The sequence below is a fragment of the Catenibacterium mitsuokai genome (assembly GCF_025148785.1).
In the GTDB taxonomy this organism is placed as follows: domain Bacteria; phylum Bacillota_I; class Bacilli_A; order Erysipelotrichales; family Coprobacillaceae; genus Catenibacterium; species Catenibacterium mitsuoka.
Window position 1 is genome coordinate 1731296 of sequence record NZ_CP102271.1, and the last position, 18215, is coordinate 1749510.

Here is an 18215-nt window from a genome sequence, read left to right on the forward strand (position 1 = left end):
AGTATTTTATCATATCAACACTTTTTTTCAATAAAGAAGATATAATAGAGATGAGGTGAAAGAAATGGATTTTAATGAAAAGAAGTTAATAAATCAAACATACGAGAATAATTGGCTGATAGAAGAGACATATCAACAGAGTGATTTCCATCAATGTCATTTCAACAATATTACAACACAGGATATCGTGTTTGAGAATTGTTACTTCTATCAGACAATGTTTAATCAATGTGATTTATCTAATATCAAATTTGATAATTGTATGTTTAGACAGGTGCAGTTCAATAATTGCAAGTTATTAGGAAGTGATTTTTCTGAATCAAGCTTTGACCAGGTTATTTTTAATGATTGTTTATGTCATTTCGCCAATTTCTCTTTCATGAGAAATAAGGAGACACTATTTAATCGATGTGATTTGAGTCAGGCTATATTTCAAGATACTACGATGAATAAGACAAAATATAAGGAATGCAGAATGATTCAAACATCGTTTCTTCATGCACCACTTAAAAACATTGATTTATCTACATGTCTTATTGAAGCAATTGAAGCAGCTCCACAGGATGTAAGTGGCGTAATCATTGATGAAATGCAATCATCAGCTTTTATACACTTATTAAATATCAAAATAAAAGAGGCGTAATTACACGCCTCCTTCAGTAAAATGCATATTCTCAAGATAATTTTTTCCTGCCGTCATATCATATTGGACAAGCTTATATTCTTTATATAATTTCTTCTGTGATGATGTAAGATCTTTATATTTCACAAGTTCTCCTTCATCATTCATCATTGCTGCATCAGTGTCTTCTTCAGAGCCTGCTGCAGCTTTTGTTGTTATAACAGGCAATTCATCAAGCACCTTTTCTAACAACGCAGTATAAGGAGTTGTTTTAGTAGATGTCTGTTTTTGTACAAGTGCCATGAAATCTGTTGGTGAAACAAGCTTATATTGATCATAATCTGTCATACCTAGATGTTCTCTGGCATATTTATTAGAATAGATGAAATAATCTGTCTGGTGAAGAACAGTATTATTTTTTGTATTCCAGTAAATACCAGGTAGATGGTCACCATAGAAGACAAATGTCACAGGCTTATTAATACTATCGAGTTTCTCAATAAAATTCTTGACTGCAACATCTGTATGATGAAGTCCCATAACATATTCTTCTACCATGGCTTTTACCTTACTATCATTCACCGCATTACCGCTTGTGGCATATTTTTCTTTACCATTGTAGTAATTGTTGTCATATGGCAGATGATTCTGCATAGTAACAAGGTTGATCAGTTTACTGCCCTTTGCATCAATGATTTCATCAATCGTATTTGCAAAAGCTGTTTCATCTGAAAGATAAGGACTGCGGTCAATACTATATTGATGCTTGATTGGATACTCTGAACCAAGATACATGAATTTATCAAAGCCGAAATTTTCATAAACTGTCTGACGACTATAATAAACACCAATATAAGGATGAATAGCCACAGCTTGATTAAATAAACGAGAAAAAGCATACGCATTATTTTGTCCAGTGACTAACTGTGTATAAGGTGTTAAAGCAGCAGAGAAGAACCCTTGGTTAAGACCAGTTAAAGCCATATATTCCATATTGGCTGTCCCACCCCCATAACCTGTGCTATACATGAGTCCTGATGTTGTGGATTTCATCAGATTTCTAATATAAGGAATAGGATCTTGAGAAAGTGTTAATTCAGGAATGCGATATGGATCTGCAAAGCTTTCAGCAAGTGCCATTATAACGATCTGATCATTCCAGTCATTGTCTCTTTTAGCATTAATTTTCTTTGATTCCTTCGCATATTTCTTATAAATCTCTTCCATCGTTTCTTTACTATAGTTTTCTGGTTCGTCCATAATAGAAATATCAATATTATTAAGGAATTGGAGAATAGGGCCATTCACTTTAGCACCATAAAGCTGATTAAAGAAGTAAGGCTCATCTCCCAAATTACGCATTAATGCGTTGACATAAGAGCCATCATGATTCATAACGACTGTTCCACCAAAGAAGATGACAGTCACAAGTACCCAGATCACACTCTTTTTTAGAGACATATGGAATGCATATGGATGCTTCTTTTCTAAATAGACAATAAGAAAAATAACGAGGACAACAAGGACAATTGTTGCAATAATGACTGTTGTTCCCATCATTCCTAGTAAACTCTTCCAAGCCTTGATCATAGCGAGATCACCTGGAATAATTGGTTCATCACGGAAAACAATCTTTAAATGATTCGCAACTGTAATAACAATCTGGGCAAAGCCAGTAATAAGTACAGAAAACCAATAATGTCTTGTAACAGCTAAAAGGAAGCGTGCGACTAGGAAAAGCACAAATGTATTCAATAAGACAAAGAATTGTCTTCTAAAGAAAATATAGAAAAAGATATTATAGGATTGTGATGAGCTTGGTTCAATCGTATAGGTTGTGTTCATGCTGATGAATGAAGCATAAGAGAGAATATAGGCAAAAATAAGCATAACAATATTTATTTTATGATTCGATAAAAATTGTTCAATATACTGAATTTCTTTCTCGATCCACTCTTCACTCATCTCAAAGTTTTCGAAGTGTTTATTGATAGCATGATTTAATGTTTTGATACATGGAAGACGCATTAAACATGCTGTAAGTAGTAGTATAATTAAAACAATAAGGAATGCTTCAAAGCCACCTAATAGAAAAAGCTTCTTTGAAGAAATACCTACAAGCGTTTCATTCCATGACACAATATTTTCTAATCGCCCTGCCCCAATAAAGACAAGAGATGCAATTGGAATATAACAAATTGAAGACCATCTATTTAAGAATGGTATATTTTTTAATAATCGGATAAGAAGGCAGGCAATAATCACTTCAAAGAAAGATGTTGATGTCGTAAAGCGTAAGGCGGTAGACATATCGCCATGTACAATATCAGAACATAATGGCATGATACTTACACATAGCACATCCATTAATCCAACTATAATAAATGGGATAAACGAAAAATGATTGTCTTCGTGCGCTTCAATAACGCCTAGATAAAATAATATAAATGTGAATGGAACACTGTATCCATCTCCAAAACTCAATAGATCGATACCACTGAGTGTAGGTAATGCCAGAAGTCCTAAGAGTAAATACTTTAAATATTTATGGTTAACCTTCTTCATAAATGGATAGCAGATTAAAGAAAGAATCACACCTGTGATCACAGGAGATACGTTTCTTATAACTGGAAAGAAGATAGAATAAAAGGTATTTGTATCTATTCCTTTTGTAAGCAAGAAACAGATAATAGCAGAAAATATACCAGCCACAACAGTATAAATCCATAATTTCAGTGCTTCTGAAAGACTGTTTTCCTTATTAGAATAAATATATCCTAAAGATAGGATAACAAGATCAAGTCCCATCAATGTAGCTATGTGACAGATCTGTAAAGCACTCATTAAAAGACCGACATTATTTGTATTTAATACATTGGCATGGGATGTCCAAAAAAACTGATCAAGAAGCATCAGTAGTGTCCCTACTATTAAAGATAAGTGTGCTGTATGTGTCTTTTTCAAAATATTTTTCTCCCTTTTTCATTCAATGCACATTATTATACCATTTTAGCATAGAATTAACATTAAACAATACAATAAAAATGCTAGAAAAAAAAGGTCTATTTAAAAAACATAAAAAAATCCCAACAAATTCTTGTTGAGATTCATTTTATTAATATGCTCTTGCAAAATAAACGACATGTTTTGCTTTTTTACCACAGCATGGACATACGCCGTCTGCTTCTTCATGTTCATCGATACAACGTGAAGTTGCCTGATAAAGTTCCTTGATCTTTAATTCGCATGCTTCTTCACCACACCAGTTCATCTTGACATAACCACCCTTTTCATCTAATACTTTACCAACTTCTTCTAAAGTATTTACACGAGTAATATGACTATTTAAGAATGCTGCTGCCTTATCATACATTTCCTTATGGATTGTTTCTAATGTATCATGAATTGCCTGTGGAAGGTTTTCATCTAAGTCCATCTGAGTCTTGACACCATCATTACGTTTTACAACAACACAATGACCGTTTTCAATATCACGTGGTCCTACTTCAATACGTACTGGAATACCACGCATTTCTGCTTCAGAGAACTTCCATCCTGGTGATTTATCACTTGCATCTACACTTACTCTCATACCTGCTGCTTTTAACTGTGCTGCGATTTCATCTGCTTTTTCAAGTACGCCAGCCTTCTTCTGCTGAATTGGGATAATAACAACCTGTGTTGGAGCAAGTCTAGGTGGTAAAACAAGACCATTATCATCACCATGAACCATGATGATTGCACCTAATAATCTTGTAGAAACACCCCATGATGTCTGATAAACATGCTTTAACTTGTTATCCTTGTCTAGGAATGTCATGTTGAATGCTTTTGCAAATCCCTGACCGAAGTAATGAGATGTACCAGACTGAAGAGCCTTACCATCATGCATTAATGCTTCAATAGTATAAGTTTCTTCAGCACCTGCAAATTTTTCTCTTTCAGTTTTACGTCCTGTTAACATTGGGATAGCAAGTAATTCTTTTGCAGTTTCTTCATAGATATCTCTCATCATTAATGTTTCAGAACGTGCTTCTTCTTCAGTAGCATGAATTGTATGACCTTCCTGCCATAAGAATTCAGAACCACGTAAGAATGGTCTAGTAGTCTTTTCCCATCTTACAACTGAACACCACTGGTTATATTTCTTTGGAAGATCACGATAAGAATTTACAATCTTAGCATAATGTTCACAGAATAATGTTTCTGAAGTAGGTCTAACGATTAAGTGTTCTTCTAAATCATCTAAACCACCTTTAGTAACAACTGCACATTCTGGTGCAAATCCTTCTACATGGTCTTTCTCTTTATTTAATAAAGATTCAGGAATCAACATTGGCATATAGACATTCTGATGTCCTGTTTCTTTAAATCTCTTGTCCAAGTAACTCTGAATCTGTTCCCATAAAGCATAACCATATGGGCGATAAATAATAAATCCTTTAACACTAGAATAATCCATCAATTCTGCTTTACGACATACATCTGTATACCACTGAGCAAAATCAACGTCTCTTGGTGTAATTGCATCATTTTTAATATTATTTTTTGCCATAACTTTCTCCTCTCCTGTACGATAATATTATAACTATTTTTGTGAAAATGAAAAGGATTAATCTAACGCACGCTGATAATAATGTGCTGTAATCACTGAATCAGTGATATAAAGCTTTGAAAAACAAGGAGATGTAGATAATACATGAATCAGTGTTTCATGATAATCATTCATCTTATACTGCAGTGTATCATCAATAAATAAGATATCCTGATGTGAAATCAAAGAAGATAAACTATATCCTAAAACAATTGTACATAAGCCAATCATTGAAGAATCCTCTACTAGAGAGAAATGATCCTCTTCTTGAAGATATAGTTTATTATCAAGTATAAGTTGAAGACGATCATGGGTGATTTGTTTGAGCAAACGGTTAGCAGTATTCATTAATTGTGTGATAAAAGAAGTAACATCTTCTTCTAGAGGTATTGTCTGCTTATGAAGTAATGTAAGAATCTTTTGATTATTCAAACATTCCTTCTTCTTATTTTCTATGACGTCTTCATCAACATACATTATAAAAGAATATTTTTGAATGATGTCATCACAGAACATTTCAGCATTCTTGATTTTTTCTTCTAAATTGAGATATTCTTCTTTGACTTCTTCAATTGCCATGAGTATTTCATGATAGTCCTGTTTAAGTGCTGGAAGATGTTTTTCTAATTTATGAAGATACCCTATCTCATCTAGAAGTTTCTTATCTTTCTTATAATGAGATAAATAATCTGTATTTAATACACTGAGTTCTCTAATAAACATCTCTTTAGAGATATCTTCTGTAATATTGAGTTCTTTTTTCTTTTGAATAATCTTTTCAATAAGTCTTTGATGACGCACCATATAAGTGGCTTTTTCTATGCGTTTCTTTTCTAGATCTTCTCTTGTTTTTTCTAATATAGCTTCTTTTTTAAAAAGAAGTTCTTGCGATACTTCTCTTCCTTCTATCAAACAAGGTTTAGGATGATGAAAAGAGCCACATACAGGACAAGGTGTTCCTTCTTTTAAGTCCTTAGCAAGAATACCTGCAAGACTATTCATATAATGATGATACATACGCATATAGTCATCATTTTCACTACCATAAAGATATACAGCACGACTATAGGACTGTTCTAAATCAAATAGATGATCTTGTGAAAGTAAATACTCATCATAAAGTAATGAGAGCTCATTTAGTCCTTCTCGACGTCTATCGATGGTCTGCTGCTGTTTCTTTCTAATAGCGGCTTTCTTTTCCATATCATCTAGTTCAGTGACAAGTTCTATTTCACGCAGAACCTTCTTTTTCTTATCTTCTAATGATTTTTCTAGTTGATCTAAATGATTGGAATAGAGAGATAGATAAGGCTTATTCTTAGTAATATAAGCGCATGCACTCTTATAATCTTCATAACTATTTAAGAAAGCCATTGTGTCATTAATCTGTTCCTCTATCATTTTTGTATCACTCGTCATAACAGGTTTTGTAGATACAAAGGAACGCATAAATTCCTCTGTAGGTGATTGAATCCAAGTTTCTATAAAAGAAGAAGGCATAATAAATTGATGTAGGAACTGATTATAATTCATATTTAAAATATTGTGGATATGGTGCTTGGCTTCTTCATCTTTTAGACCATCACATTGAAGAATACATTTTCTATTCCTGTACATACGTTCAATGGTATGTATGGTACTGTTTAGTTCAAATGTAAGATAAACTCTCTTAATAATAATTTCTGTTAAACCAAAAAAAGCGAATGTGAGACCATTGACGACTGTATTATAATTTTCAATATAATTTAAATGATTCTTTAATGAAGTGAAGTCAGTCTCAACATTCTTATCAAATGTTTCAATTGTGAGTTGTAATAGGTTCATAATGTCCTCCTATTACCATTATAGGAATAATAGACCGGATAAGCAAAGGAAATAAAGAAGGCCACTATAAAAGTCAAAAAAAGTGCTCTTAATGAGCACTTTGATTAATAGTGGTCAACCGGAATTGAACCGAAGCCTCGTCCATCAACACGTTCTGCCAGCCTAAACTATCTTCCACTGATAAAAATGTAGCATAGTTTTATTATAACTTCAATCTAATAATGATCTTTTTAATGCGACTCTGACAAAAAAAGGAATAGCAAAAAGCTATTCCTTAGTGAGAAAATCCCATTTCTCTACTTCTTTTGTTTTGCTTACAACAAGGAAATGATCTCCTGGCTGAATAATATAATCAGCACTAAAATCCATTGTCATCTTAGGTGAACCTTGAGGTTTAATACCTACAACGTTCATACCATAAACTCGACGGATATTAACATTAGAAAGTGATTTACCTTCCCAATCCTTAAGTGTTCTAATCTCTACAATAGAATATTCGTCATCAAGTTCTACTAAATCAACAATAGAACGTCTTAATAAATGTTTAGCAAGCTTATAAGCCATTTCTTTTTCTGTATTAATGACACGATCAGCCCCTACTTTTTCTAAGATGATCTTCTTACGTTTTGTACGTGCTTTCGCAATAACATAAGGGACATTTAATTCCTTTAATAATAGTGTACATGATACCGCTTCTTCAAAGTGTTTAGAAATAGCTACAACTGCAACATCAAATGTATTGATATCAAGTTCTAATAATTGTTCACGATCAGTGACATCTGCAACAATTGCTTTAGTGACATTGTCTTTAATTCTACTAACACATACTGGGTCAATATCAACCGCAAGAACTTCTACTCCAAAGTCTTCTAATGTTTCAGCAAGTGTACTGCCAAAGATCCCTAATCCTAAAATAGCTACCTGTTTTGGTTTATTACTCATGTTTACTCCTCCTAGCCAACAAGTACATCCTCATCTGGATATTTAAATTCTTTTGTATTTTTATCATGTGAACGTTTAGTAAATAAAATCATTAATGAAATTGGACCAATACGTCCAGCATACATCAAGATAATATCTACGCATTTACCAACTATACTTAATGCAGGTGTCACAGAAGCACTCAGTCCTACTGTACCAAATGCTGAGAATACTTCCATTAGGATATTTAAGTAATCCTGTTTAGGTTCTGTTATAAGCATAATAGAAGATGAAATAATACAAAGCATTAGTCCAAGGAAAAAGATAGAAAAAGCTCTTACGAGTGTTCTTTTCTTGATACGACGCTGGAATACTGTTGTTTCTTCAATACCTCGATAAGTTGTTCTCATTAATAGTAATACTAGTGCAAAAGTAACTGTTTTAATACCTCCGGCAGTAGATGCAGGAGACCCACCGATAAACATAAGAGAACACATCAATATTTTTGTAACTCTATTCAATGAATACATATCCACTGTTGAGAATCCAGCAGTACGTGTAGTGACTGATTGGAAGAATGATACAACAAGCTTATCTCCTAAATTCATTTTTCCAATAGTTGCAGGATTGTTGAATTCCATTATAAGGAATAATAATGTACCTATAACAACTAAAGAGACAGTCATCATTAATACAATCTTTGTATGTAAAGCGAAGCTGCCAAAAAGATGATGCCATGAAAAGCTTGATGATCTTCTTTTTTCTTTAATATATTTATCATGAATATCTAATACTACAATAAAACCTAGCCCACCCATGATAATTTCAAATGGAACAATGAAATTAATGATAGGATTGGTGTTATAGGCAACAAGTGATGTTGAACCACATAAATCAAATCCAGCATTACAAAATGCACTAATGGAATGCCATATACCATAATATAAGCCTTTAAGCGCCCCTAAACGAGGTATAAAAAACATTGACAAGAAGATTGTTCCAATCGTTTCTATTGAAACAGTATAAATAAAAATAGTTTTCAAGAGCCTTGGAAGCATACTTAAAGAATTCTGATTAAGTGCTTCAGTAAAGACAAGTTTTCTACTTAATGTAATTCTTTGTCTTGCAAGAAACAAGAAAAGATATAAGAAAGTTAAGAATCCAAGACCACCAATTTGAACAAGAATAATAAGAACTGTCTGACCAAAGAGGTTATATTGATTCACAACTGTCAAAGGTGATAACCCTGTTACACATACAGCAGATGTTGCAATAAAGAGGTTATCCAAAAAACTTGCAGCTTCTTTTTTATTTGAAAATGGTAAAGAAAGTACTATAGCGCCAATTATAATAACTGCAAGGAAAGAAAGAGATACTTTCTTTGGTGCAGAAAGGTGACCAGAATGCTTTCTTCTACCTAAAACAATATCTTTCATAAATATTTCTCCTATAATCGCATCTATTCTAACACCAAGATGTGACAATTCCAATACTAGTCTCTCTTAGAAACATAATATTGTGTAATTTCTTTTTTAGAACACTCATAACCAACAACTAAAATAGCACCTGCAAGATCTAGTGCAAGATCCTTCATAGTATCAGCGAGTGCTTCATGCCCTTCTAATGGTTCATCATCACTTGATACAATTGTTGCACGTGTTGTTGCCATATATTGCTGGTTATTGGTATGGAAGATATCATCAACTGTATATTCACATAGTTCCCATACAGCCCCTACAGCAAGTGAGAAAGCAACAACAAATATATATAATAAAGCACGATGCATAAATAGATATTTAGTACGCATGACTAACATCTGTAGCAACCATAAAGCGATAAATGAAAGAATGATTCCTGAAGTGAAATGAAGTAATGAATCCCACCAGGCTATTTTTCCATAAAAGTTTAAACCATCACCAAGTACTAATCCTAAAAAAGCAAAAGCTGTAACACTGATATGTACTTCAACTGGTACTTCAAAGTTTGCAAACTTCTTCAAGAGTGTTGGTGAGATCAAAACGATACTCATTGCAATATATTGTAAGAGTGAGAAGAACAATCGCACGCGCATCTTTTCTTTTTTTACATAGAATAAAGCAACCATTGTGGCAATTGCAAGAATAAGAACAATAAAAGATAAGATTCTTTTAAAAACTCTAACACGGCGCTTTGTTTTTTCACTGTATTCAAATTCATTGTTATTCATGAAATTTCCTCCTAGTTCATGTATTATAGCACAATTCTCCTATAATAAACCTTAATTTAATGTAAAGAAAAAAAACTCCCAGGCGCGAGCCTAAGAGTTTAAGTGAAAATCAATGTTATGCTTTTCCTTCAAGAATAGGTTTTACAGTAGTATCAATGATTTCCTGTAAAGTATTACAAGATCTGTCAAATTTTTCCTGATCAGATTCAGTTAAAGGTAATGTTAAGATTTCACGGATACCTGCTCTGTTGATGATTGCTGGAACACCGATATATAAACCTTCATGACCATACTGACCTTCAAGGTAGCATGATAATGGAAGAACTGTATTTTCGTTGTTTAAGATTGCATCTACTAATCTAGCAAGAGACATACCGATACCATAGTAAGTAGCTCTCTTCTTGTTGATGATTTCATAAGCTGCATCTCTAACCTGTTCGTAGATTCTCTGTAACTGGTCAAATGGTACTTTTCTTTCTTCTACTACTTCAAGAAGTGATTTACATCCGATATAAGCGTTTGTCCAAGATACGAATGAGCTATCACCATGTTCACCCATGATATAACCATGAACTGAAGCTGGGTTTACTTCGAAGAAGTTACCAATTTCATATCTTAATCTTGCTGTATCAAGCATAGTTCCTGAACCAAGAACCTGGTATGGATGAAGACCAGTAGCCTTCTGCATTACGTAAGTCATGATATCACATGGGTTAGATGCTACTACGATAACACCATTGAATCCTGATTCTTTAATAGACTTACCAACTGAAGCCATGATCTTTGTGTTAATTGCAACTAATTCAAGTCTTGTCTGACCTGGTTTCTGAGCAGCACCAGCAGTTACAACGATAACGTTTGCATCTGCACAGTCAGAATAATCACCTGCATAAACCTTTAATTTACCGTTTGCATATGGTAAACCATGAACTAAGTCCATTGCTTCCCCTTCTGCTTTTTCAGTATTAACGTCTACTAATACTAATTCGTCAATACCCTTGTGGTTCATTAAAGTATAAGCCATACTCATACCTACAAAACCTGTACCAACTAGAACAACCTTACGGTTACCCTGAGCAGGCATGTCATTTAAATAATCTGTCATTGCCATAATTTATTTCACTCTCCTATACCTAGAAGTATAGTATAATCATTTCCCAAATATAATAAAATATTTGCGTTTTAAATAAAAAAATTTATTTAAATTTAGTTGATAAATTCATGCTTTTTTGATGTATACGTTTTCAACATTTCAAAGAATGTAAGTGTAAGCGAATTCATTACAATGAATTTAATCTTTTTGATCTTTTTGATCATGAAGGTTAAAATTGACTTTTGGTCAATTGCTAGTATAATTCTAAATGGAGGTATTTATATGAATGCTCTGACTGATATTAAATCTAAAATAGAGAAAAATAAAGAAGAAAAAAGGGAACGTCTTCTAGCAAGTGCAACTGCGCTATTTGCTGAAAGGAATTTTAATAATACATCTATTTCTGATATCGTAAATAAAGCAAAAGTCGCAAAAGGTACTTTTTATTTATATTTCAAAGATAAATATGATATTAGGAACCAGATAGTTCAGGAAATCAGCAGCGAACTTTTCGATAATGCAATGAAAGAGTTAAAAAAGCATAATGAGATTACTCATTTTGCAGATTCGTTAATATTTATTATTGATCATGTTATCAATGCCCTTGTTGCTAATCCAACAATTCTCACTTTAATGAATAAAGATTTATCTCTTGGTGTTTATTCTCAGGAACTTACAAAGATTCTAAAAGAAACAGATACTTTGAGTCTTTATGAATTATTTAAAGATGGCGTTGAAAGAGAGAATTTAAATATTAAAAATATTGATATTACATTCTTTACTATTGTAGAACTTGTTGGATCAACATGCTTTAGCTGCATAGTAAATAAAATTCCTTGTTCTATTGAAGAATATAAACCTTATCTTTATGATCTAATTCGCACTTTACTTCATGCTGCTTAAAAAAAGCAGCATTTTTATTTATGCTGCTAATAGATCGTTGACATAGTCAAGAAGCTTCTTTGTATCTGTATAGGTTTCTCCACGTGTGTTTTCTTTAAAGACAACTGTAATGATTGTCTTCTTTTTTACTTTAGAATAAGTAACAAGACATCTGCCCGCAAGATTTGTAAAGCCTGTTTTACCACCAATAACTCTCTTATCATAATAAGTAGAATCTTTCTGTGTCATCCTTACATTCTTCATTTCACGATTCGGATTGGATTCAAAGATATAGCTTTCTGTAGAAATGATTTTTCTTAATTTCTTATTCTTATAGAATTCTTTTGCAATAAGTGCCATATCCTTTGTACTGCATGTTTCTTTTAGCCATCCTTTATCTGCATAACTTAGTCCATGAGGATTAGAAACATCTACTTTCGTACAGCCAATCTTTTTAGCCCTCTTGTTCATTGCTTCAATAAATCCATCATAACCCCCCTTATAATTCTCGGCCAGGGTAAGGGCCATTTCATTAGAACTCTTTAAAAGCATTCCATGGATCACATCTTTAAAAGGAATTCTTTCACCATCATAAACTGGTGCTGTATGAATAAATACACGATCTGGTAAAGACATAATATTACGTGTAGTCAGTGCGTCATTATCCTTATAATAATCAATCGCAACGAGAGCACTTAAGAGTTTAATAGTAGAAGCAGGATAACGTGATTCCTGTTCATTTTTTGCATAATAGACCTTTCCGGTATCAGCATCCATCACCACTGCAGAAACATCTTCAGTATTAAGTGTAGGCTGTGGAATAGAAACAACTTTCTTCTTTTCCTCTTTGACTGGTTCTTTTGTTGCACATGCACTCAGCAAAAAAATGGCACATAGCATACAAATCCATTTACGATATTTCATTTTTTATCACCTTCTTAGAATATCTTAGCGATTTTCTGCCCATTCATCAATCTGATTCAGTCATTTTTCATTTTTTTTGAATAATAATATGTTATAATGATTTGGTAAAGGAGAAATAGTATGGTTAATTATCCAAACCTGAAAAAGGCATCGGTTAATGTGTCTATTCCTAAGAATTCTACAAGTAAGCACTATACTGCTTTTCGTGGAATGAGCTTAGAAGAAGACATCAACCTATCTAACACCTATTACTTATCTGTTGATCAGGCTGTCATCTATAAAAAACCGACGCCTATCCAGATTGTAAAAGTCGATTATCCTTCACGAAATAAAGCCCGTATAGTTGAGGCATATTACCAGGCGCCATCTACTACGGATTATAATGGTATTTATAAAGGCAGATATATTGATTTCGAAGCCAAAGAAACAAAATCATTACGATTTCCTTTTCGTAATATTTCAGAGCATCAGATCAATCATCTTGAACGTGTGCAGCGTCATGGAGGAATTGCCTTTATTATTATTGCCTTTACATCTGTGGGCGAAGTCTATTTACTGGATGCTTCAATTATGATAGAGCGCTTTTTTCATGACAAGAAGCAGCATATAAGTTATGATGAAGTGAAAGAAAGTGGACATCTTATTAAGCAGGGCTACCAGCCTAGATTGGCTTATTTAGATGTAATCGATGAATTTTACCTTAAGGAGGACACTTTATGAAGGTTCAATCAACCAAGGACGCAAAACAAATAAAGAAAACAATCAAAATATGTATTATCGCATTATGTGTTCTTGTAGCGAGCGGTAGTGGTTACCTTGGATTCAAGATTTATCAGCAAATCAGCAATTTTGATATTGATAATCTAACAACAACTTCCTACTCTTCTCAGGTTTCTCAAGATGGAGAAACATATTACAAGTATGGCAGTTCAATTGGGAAATATGTAAGTTATGATGATATTCCTGAAGTTATGATTGATGCAGTTGTTTCTGCAGAAGACTCACGTTATTTTGTACATAATGGTTTTGATATTCCACGTATTATCAAAGCATTTATGACAAATATCTTAGCTGGTCATACTGTTGCCGGTGGTTCTACAATTACTCAGCAGCTTATCAAAAAAACATATTATCCAGATGCAGAAAAAACAATTGAAAGAAAAGTTGGAGAAGTCATTCTTTCTATTGAAGCGACTCAGCAGACTACTAAACAGAAAGTACTTGAACTTTATCTCAATAAGATCTATTTCGGTAAGGCAAATAGTTCTATTGGTATTTATGGGGCAAGCTACTATTATTTTGGTAAAAGTCCTGATCAGTTAACTTTACCAGAAGCAGCATTACTTGCTGGTACTATTAACTCACCAGTCTCATATGACCCATTCAAGAATTTAACTCTTGCAACAAAAAGAAGAAATATCATTCTTAACTTAATGCATGATCATGGATATATCACTGCAAAAGAGAGAGACGATGCGAAGAACGTAAAAGTAGAAAACATTTTAAAGAATGATCCAATTCAGACAAATGGTAAATATGCTTCTTATGTTGACCGTGTTACTCAAGAAGTACAAGAGTTAGGTTATGATCCTAACAAAACTAAGATGACAATCTATACTTACATGGATCATGATATGCAGCAGTATCTTGATGATGTATCATTAAGTAAGAATTATAGATTCACTGATCATGATATGCAGGCAGCTGCTTCAGTACTCGAATCAAAAACAGGACGTATTATCGGCCTCATGTCTGCAAAGAATTATCGTGCGAATAACTCAGATGCAACTTATCTAGATTATGCTTATACATTAAAAAACAGAAGACAGCCAGGTTCTTCTATTAAACCTATTGTTGACTATGCAACAGCATTTGAATATCTGAACTGGTCTAGTGGACATACAGTAGATGACTCAGAATTCACTCAAGGCAGCTGGCATCCAAAGAACTGGGATAACAACTACCATGATGATGTACTTCTAGAAGATGCACTCGCAAATTCTTGGAACTTAGCAGCCATCCATACTTTAAATAGTGTTGTGAAAAAGGTTGGTAATAATCAGGTTGTAAGCTTCTTAAAAGGTCTTGGTTATAACATGGACGATGAAGATTTCAACTTGAACTATGCCATCGGTGGATGGAAATATGGTACAACTCCTACAATGCAGGCAGCCGCTTATGCAGCAATCTCAAATGGTGGTACTTATATCAAACCTCATACAATCCAGAAGATTGTCATTAATACAACTGGTGAAACAATCAACGTTGATGATGATATCCAGAAACAGGCAAGTGAAGGCATGAAAGATTCTACTGCTTTCTTACTTCGTCAGGTTATGACAAGCTATGTTAAGAGTAATAACAGTTATTCAGCATTTGATGTTGGAAGTCAGATTGGTGCTAAAACTGGTACTTCAAACTTCGATGCAACGATCCCTGCACTCGCTGGTAAAGACAAAGACCATTGGTTATGTGCTTATTCACCTGATTATACATGGGCTTGCTGGAATGGTTTCCCTGGAGAAATATCTACAAAGAAACATAAGTATCTTGCAAGTGGTATGAATGATGCAAAGACTATTGCCGCAAAGATTGCGAAGAAGCTTGCAACTCGTAAGTTACAGAATAGTTATGAAACACCTAGCAGTGTTGAACAGGCACGTATGGTTAAGGGTGCATATCCTTATGTTTCTCCAAGTTCTTCTACACCATCAGATAAGATTATGACTGCATGGTTTGTTAAGGGTCATGGCCCTAGTGGTGTGGATGATGGTTCTTCTTATGCAGATGAATACAAAGTACCTGAATTAAAATCATTTAACGCTTCTTTAAATTCCAACAATTCAATTTCTGTCACATTCGGTTCTTATGATCCTGAATTTGAAGGTAAAATCAGCTGTGTTGTAGAAATCAGTGATGGTTCTTCTTCTAGAACTGAAACATTATCTTCAACAAGCGGTACACTTGAATACCGTGCTGAATCAGGAAAAACTTATACAGTGACTGGTTATTATAAACTAAAGAGCGGTGACACAACTTCTAATAAGAAGTCAGTGAGATTATCTAGTAGCGGAACAAGCGAACTAGGTACTGCAAAATTTAGCGTCAATGCGAACGGCACAGCAGTTGCGAATGGTTCTACTATTTCAGCAACATCTGTCAATGTCAGCACATCTGGTCCTAGCGGTCATACAATGATAGTTTCATGTAATGGTAATAGTCAGACAGTAAGCTGCGGCAGTGGTGCGACAATCAGTGGTTTATCAAGCGGTAGATCATATGTGATTACTTTCACTGAAAAGAGTGCAAGTGGAGAATCTAAATATATTGGTTCTATTCGTTTTACAGTACAGACAGCAGAAAGTCAAAATGATGATTAAAAGGATTCCAAACGGAATCCTTTTTTGTGTATTGAAAAAAGAATCCCAAACAAAGGATTCTTTTATAGTTTCTTATTCTTTTCTTTACATATATCTACTAATGGACATTCCTTACAATGAGGTGACATTGCCTTACAATGATATCGTCCAAAGAAGATCATCTGATGATGTGTTTTAATCCATCTATTCTTAGGAATAGTCTTCATTAATTTCTTTTCTACAGTGAGGACTGTATCTTCTGGTTTCGCAAATCCAAGTCTTTTAGAGATACGCTCAACATGTGTATCTACCGCAATAGCTGGATAACCAAATCCTTCTGCCATAACAACATTGGCAGTCTTTCTTCCTACTCCTGGTAAAGATATTAAAGCATCATGAGATGCTGGTACAACGCCATTAAAGCGTGCCTGAAGGGCCACAGCCATAGCCTTGATATTCTTTGCCTTATTCCTATAAAGCCCTATAGAATGAAGATCTGACTCCAATTCAGGCAGTGATGCATTCGCATAATCATCTACTGTTTTATATTTTTGGAAAAGATGCGATGTAAGCTTATTGACTGATTCATCTGTTGTCTGGGCAGATAACATCACTGCGACAAGCAATTCTAAGTTATTAGAATGATTCAGTACACAACGTGCATTAGGAAACATCTCATCAAATGTATTGAGTATTCTATCTTGTTTTGTTTTAATCATTTTCCCACCAGTTATAATTTCTTACTTCTTCACTGACTTCTGGCTCTTCTTCTTGATATTTCTTTATATAATTCTTAGAATGAGCCCAGTTTTCTAATACTCTCTCTACATATCTAAAAGAGAGCGCATTTGATTTTACGGCTTCTTTTAAAGCAGATACAATCATCTCATCATCGTAACCAGTTCTTTTAAACTGATTGATATATTCAATATCCAAAGTACTCATTGTACGTCCAAACGCATCTTCGAATACTTCTACAAGGTTTACTTCTTCCTTCTTTTCAACCTTTATTCCAAGTAATAGCTTTTCTAAAGGTTTAAAATCAATTCTTAAATTAATTCTATCTAGATAATGACGATCTACAAGGCCTATCATGATATCATCAATGTCTTTAATAGATAATGAAGAAAATTCAGCCACTTTTTGAGGATAAATAGGTCTTACCCCTAATTCACTCAAGGTCATCATCAATAATAATATATGTGTTTCTTGATCTGTTAGTCCTATAGACTTTCCCTTCAATAAGAGAAGTTTCTTGAAGTCTATACATTGATAATCTGTAAGCATTTGTGTACTCATAGGCGATAATATTTCACAAACTTTCCTTCATCTAAAGAATAATAGAAATAATAGAGATGAGCATCGTCCTGGTATTTACCAAAATAAACAAGATCTCCATTTTCATATCCAATTGTTAAATCAGTGACATTTACTTTATATTCATTATTGATTGTATGAATGATGTCTTCCTTTTTTGCAACAGAACCACTATAAGAATCTACTAATTTATATTGAGTATTGTAGACCTGGTAAACTATCTTTTTCTTCTTATCTTTAATACGAATGATATAGTAGGTCTTAGAGCTGTTATATTCATTGAAATAATCATCATAGTTAAGCTTATATTTAGTAATGATCTTGTTTCTTTCTAATGCGATGTTATTTTCATGATTGAAATAAGGGACATGTATATTCAACATACAGAAAGATACAAAGACAAGAATAACCACTAATAATGCGATAATTACACGATATATCCAATTATTGTCTTTCTTATTATTATAATTCAT

At 33.5% G+C, this 18215-nt stretch carries 15 protein-coding genes; 4 read left to right on the forward strand and 11 right to left on the reverse strand.

Features of this window, described 5'->3' with window-relative positions:
• Positions 1 to 64: 64 nt before the first annotated feature.
• On the forward strand, positions 65 to 643 hold the full coding sequence (locus tag NQ499_RS09085) for a pentapeptide repeat-containing protein (protein WP_050772160.1): 579 nt from the start codon (positions 65 to 67) through the stop codon (positions 641 to 643).
• Here the strand turns inward: NQ499_RS09085 and NQ499_RS09090 are convergent, their stop codons facing one another.
• From NQ499_RS09090 to NQ499_RS09120, 7 genes are all read right to left on the reverse strand, one after another.
• The gene (locus NQ499_RS09090) at positions 644 to 3586 is read right to left on the reverse strand and encodes an LTA synthase family protein (RefSeq protein ID WP_050772159.1); all 2943 of its coding nucleotides are present in this window, start codon (positions 3584 to 3586) and stop codon (positions 644 to 646) included. It lies immediately after the preceding gene.
• Between the two features lie 151 nt (positions 3587 to 3737).
• The gene (gene proS, locus NQ499_RS09095) at positions 3738 to 5177 is read right to left on the reverse strand and encodes a proline--tRNA ligase (protein ID WP_006505249.1); all 1440 of its coding nucleotides are present in this window, start codon (positions 5175 to 5177) and stop codon (positions 3738 to 3740) included.
• 57 nt (positions 5178 to 5234) lie between these two features.
• On the reverse strand, positions 5235 to 7040 hold the full coding sequence (locus NQ499_RS09100; RefSeq protein WP_006505248.1) for a hypothetical protein: 1806 nt from the start codon (positions 7038 to 7040) through the stop codon (positions 5235 to 5237).
• Positions 7041 to 7307: 267 nt separating this feature from the next.
• Positions 7308 to 7982, reverse strand: coding sequence for a potassium channel family protein (locus NQ499_RS09105; protein WP_006505247.1), 675 nt, complete (start codon positions 7980 to 7982; stop codon positions 7308 to 7310).
• A gap of 11 nt (positions 7983 to 7993) precedes the next feature.
• Positions 7994 to 9397, reverse strand: coding sequence for a TrkH family potassium uptake protein (locus NQ499_RS09110; RefSeq protein ID WP_040389756.1), 1404 nt, complete (start codon positions 9395 to 9397; stop codon positions 7994 to 7996).
• 56 nt (positions 9398 to 9453) lie between these two features.
• Entirely contained in the window at positions 9454 to 10167 is a 714-nt protein-coding gene (locus NQ499_RS09115; RefSeq protein ID WP_006505245.1) for a hypothetical protein, read from the reverse strand.
• A 115-nt stretch (positions 10168 to 10282) separates the two neighbouring features.
• Entirely contained in the window at positions 10283 to 11278 is a 996-nt protein-coding gene (locus tag NQ499_RS09120; protein WP_006505244.1) for an L-lactate dehydrogenase, read from the reverse strand.
• Between the two features lie 264 nt (positions 11279 to 11542).
• Here NQ499_RS09120 and NQ499_RS09125 point away from each other — a divergent pair, with 264 nt between their 5' ends.
• The gene (locus tag NQ499_RS09125) at positions 11543 to 12163 is read left to right on the forward strand and encodes a TetR/AcrR family transcriptional regulator (RefSeq protein WP_040389755.1); all 621 of its coding nucleotides are present in this window, start codon (positions 11543 to 11545) and stop codon (positions 12161 to 12163) included.
• An 18-nt stretch (positions 12164 to 12181) separates the two neighbouring features.
• Here NQ499_RS09125 and NQ499_RS09130 read toward each other — a convergent pair whose 3' ends face one another.
• Complete coding sequence (locus NQ499_RS09130) at positions 12182 to 13066, reverse strand: D-alanyl-D-alanine carboxypeptidase family protein (RefSeq protein WP_006505242.1); 885 nt, start codon at positions 13064 to 13066, stop codon at positions 12182 to 12184.
• Positions 13067 to 13186: 120 nt separating this feature from the next.
• Between NQ499_RS09130 and recU the strand changes: the two genes are divergently transcribed.
• Positions 13187 to 13786 (forward strand): Holliday junction resolvase RecU, encoded by a 600-nt coding sequence (gene recU / locus NQ499_RS09135; RefSeq protein ID WP_006505241.1) that lies wholly within the window; start codon positions 13187 to 13189, stop codon positions 13784 to 13786.
• Positions 13783 to 16446: a transglycosylase domain-containing protein gene (locus NQ499_RS09140; RefSeq protein WP_006505240.1), complete on the forward strand. Its 2664-nt coding sequence runs from the start codon at positions 13783 to 13785 to the stop codon at positions 16444 to 16446. The genes recU and NQ499_RS09140 overlap by 4 nt, the downstream gene beginning before the upstream one ends.
• Before the next feature lie 62 nt (positions 16447 to 16508).
• Here the strand turns inward: NQ499_RS09140 and nth are convergent, their stop codons facing one another.
• Genes nth through NQ499_RS09155 form a run of 3 tightly spaced genes read right to left on the reverse strand, consistent with a single transcriptional unit; the run spans position 16509 to position 18215 of the window.
• Positions 16509 to 17144, reverse strand: a complete 636-nt coding sequence (gene nth, locus NQ499_RS09145) for an endonuclease III (protein ID WP_006505239.1) — start codon at positions 17142 to 17144, stop codon at positions 16509 to 16511.
• On the reverse strand, positions 17137 to 17712 hold the full coding sequence (locus NQ499_RS09150) for a DnaD domain-containing protein (protein WP_040389754.1): 576 nt from the start codon (positions 17710 to 17712) through the stop codon (positions 17137 to 17139). Before NQ499_RS09150 ends, nth begins: the two co-directional genes overlap by 8 nt.
• Before the next feature lie 8 nt (positions 17713 to 17720).
• Complete coding sequence (locus tag NQ499_RS09155) at positions 17721 to 18215, reverse strand: hypothetical protein (protein ID WP_040389753.1); 495 nt, start codon at positions 18213 to 18215, stop codon at positions 17721 to 17723.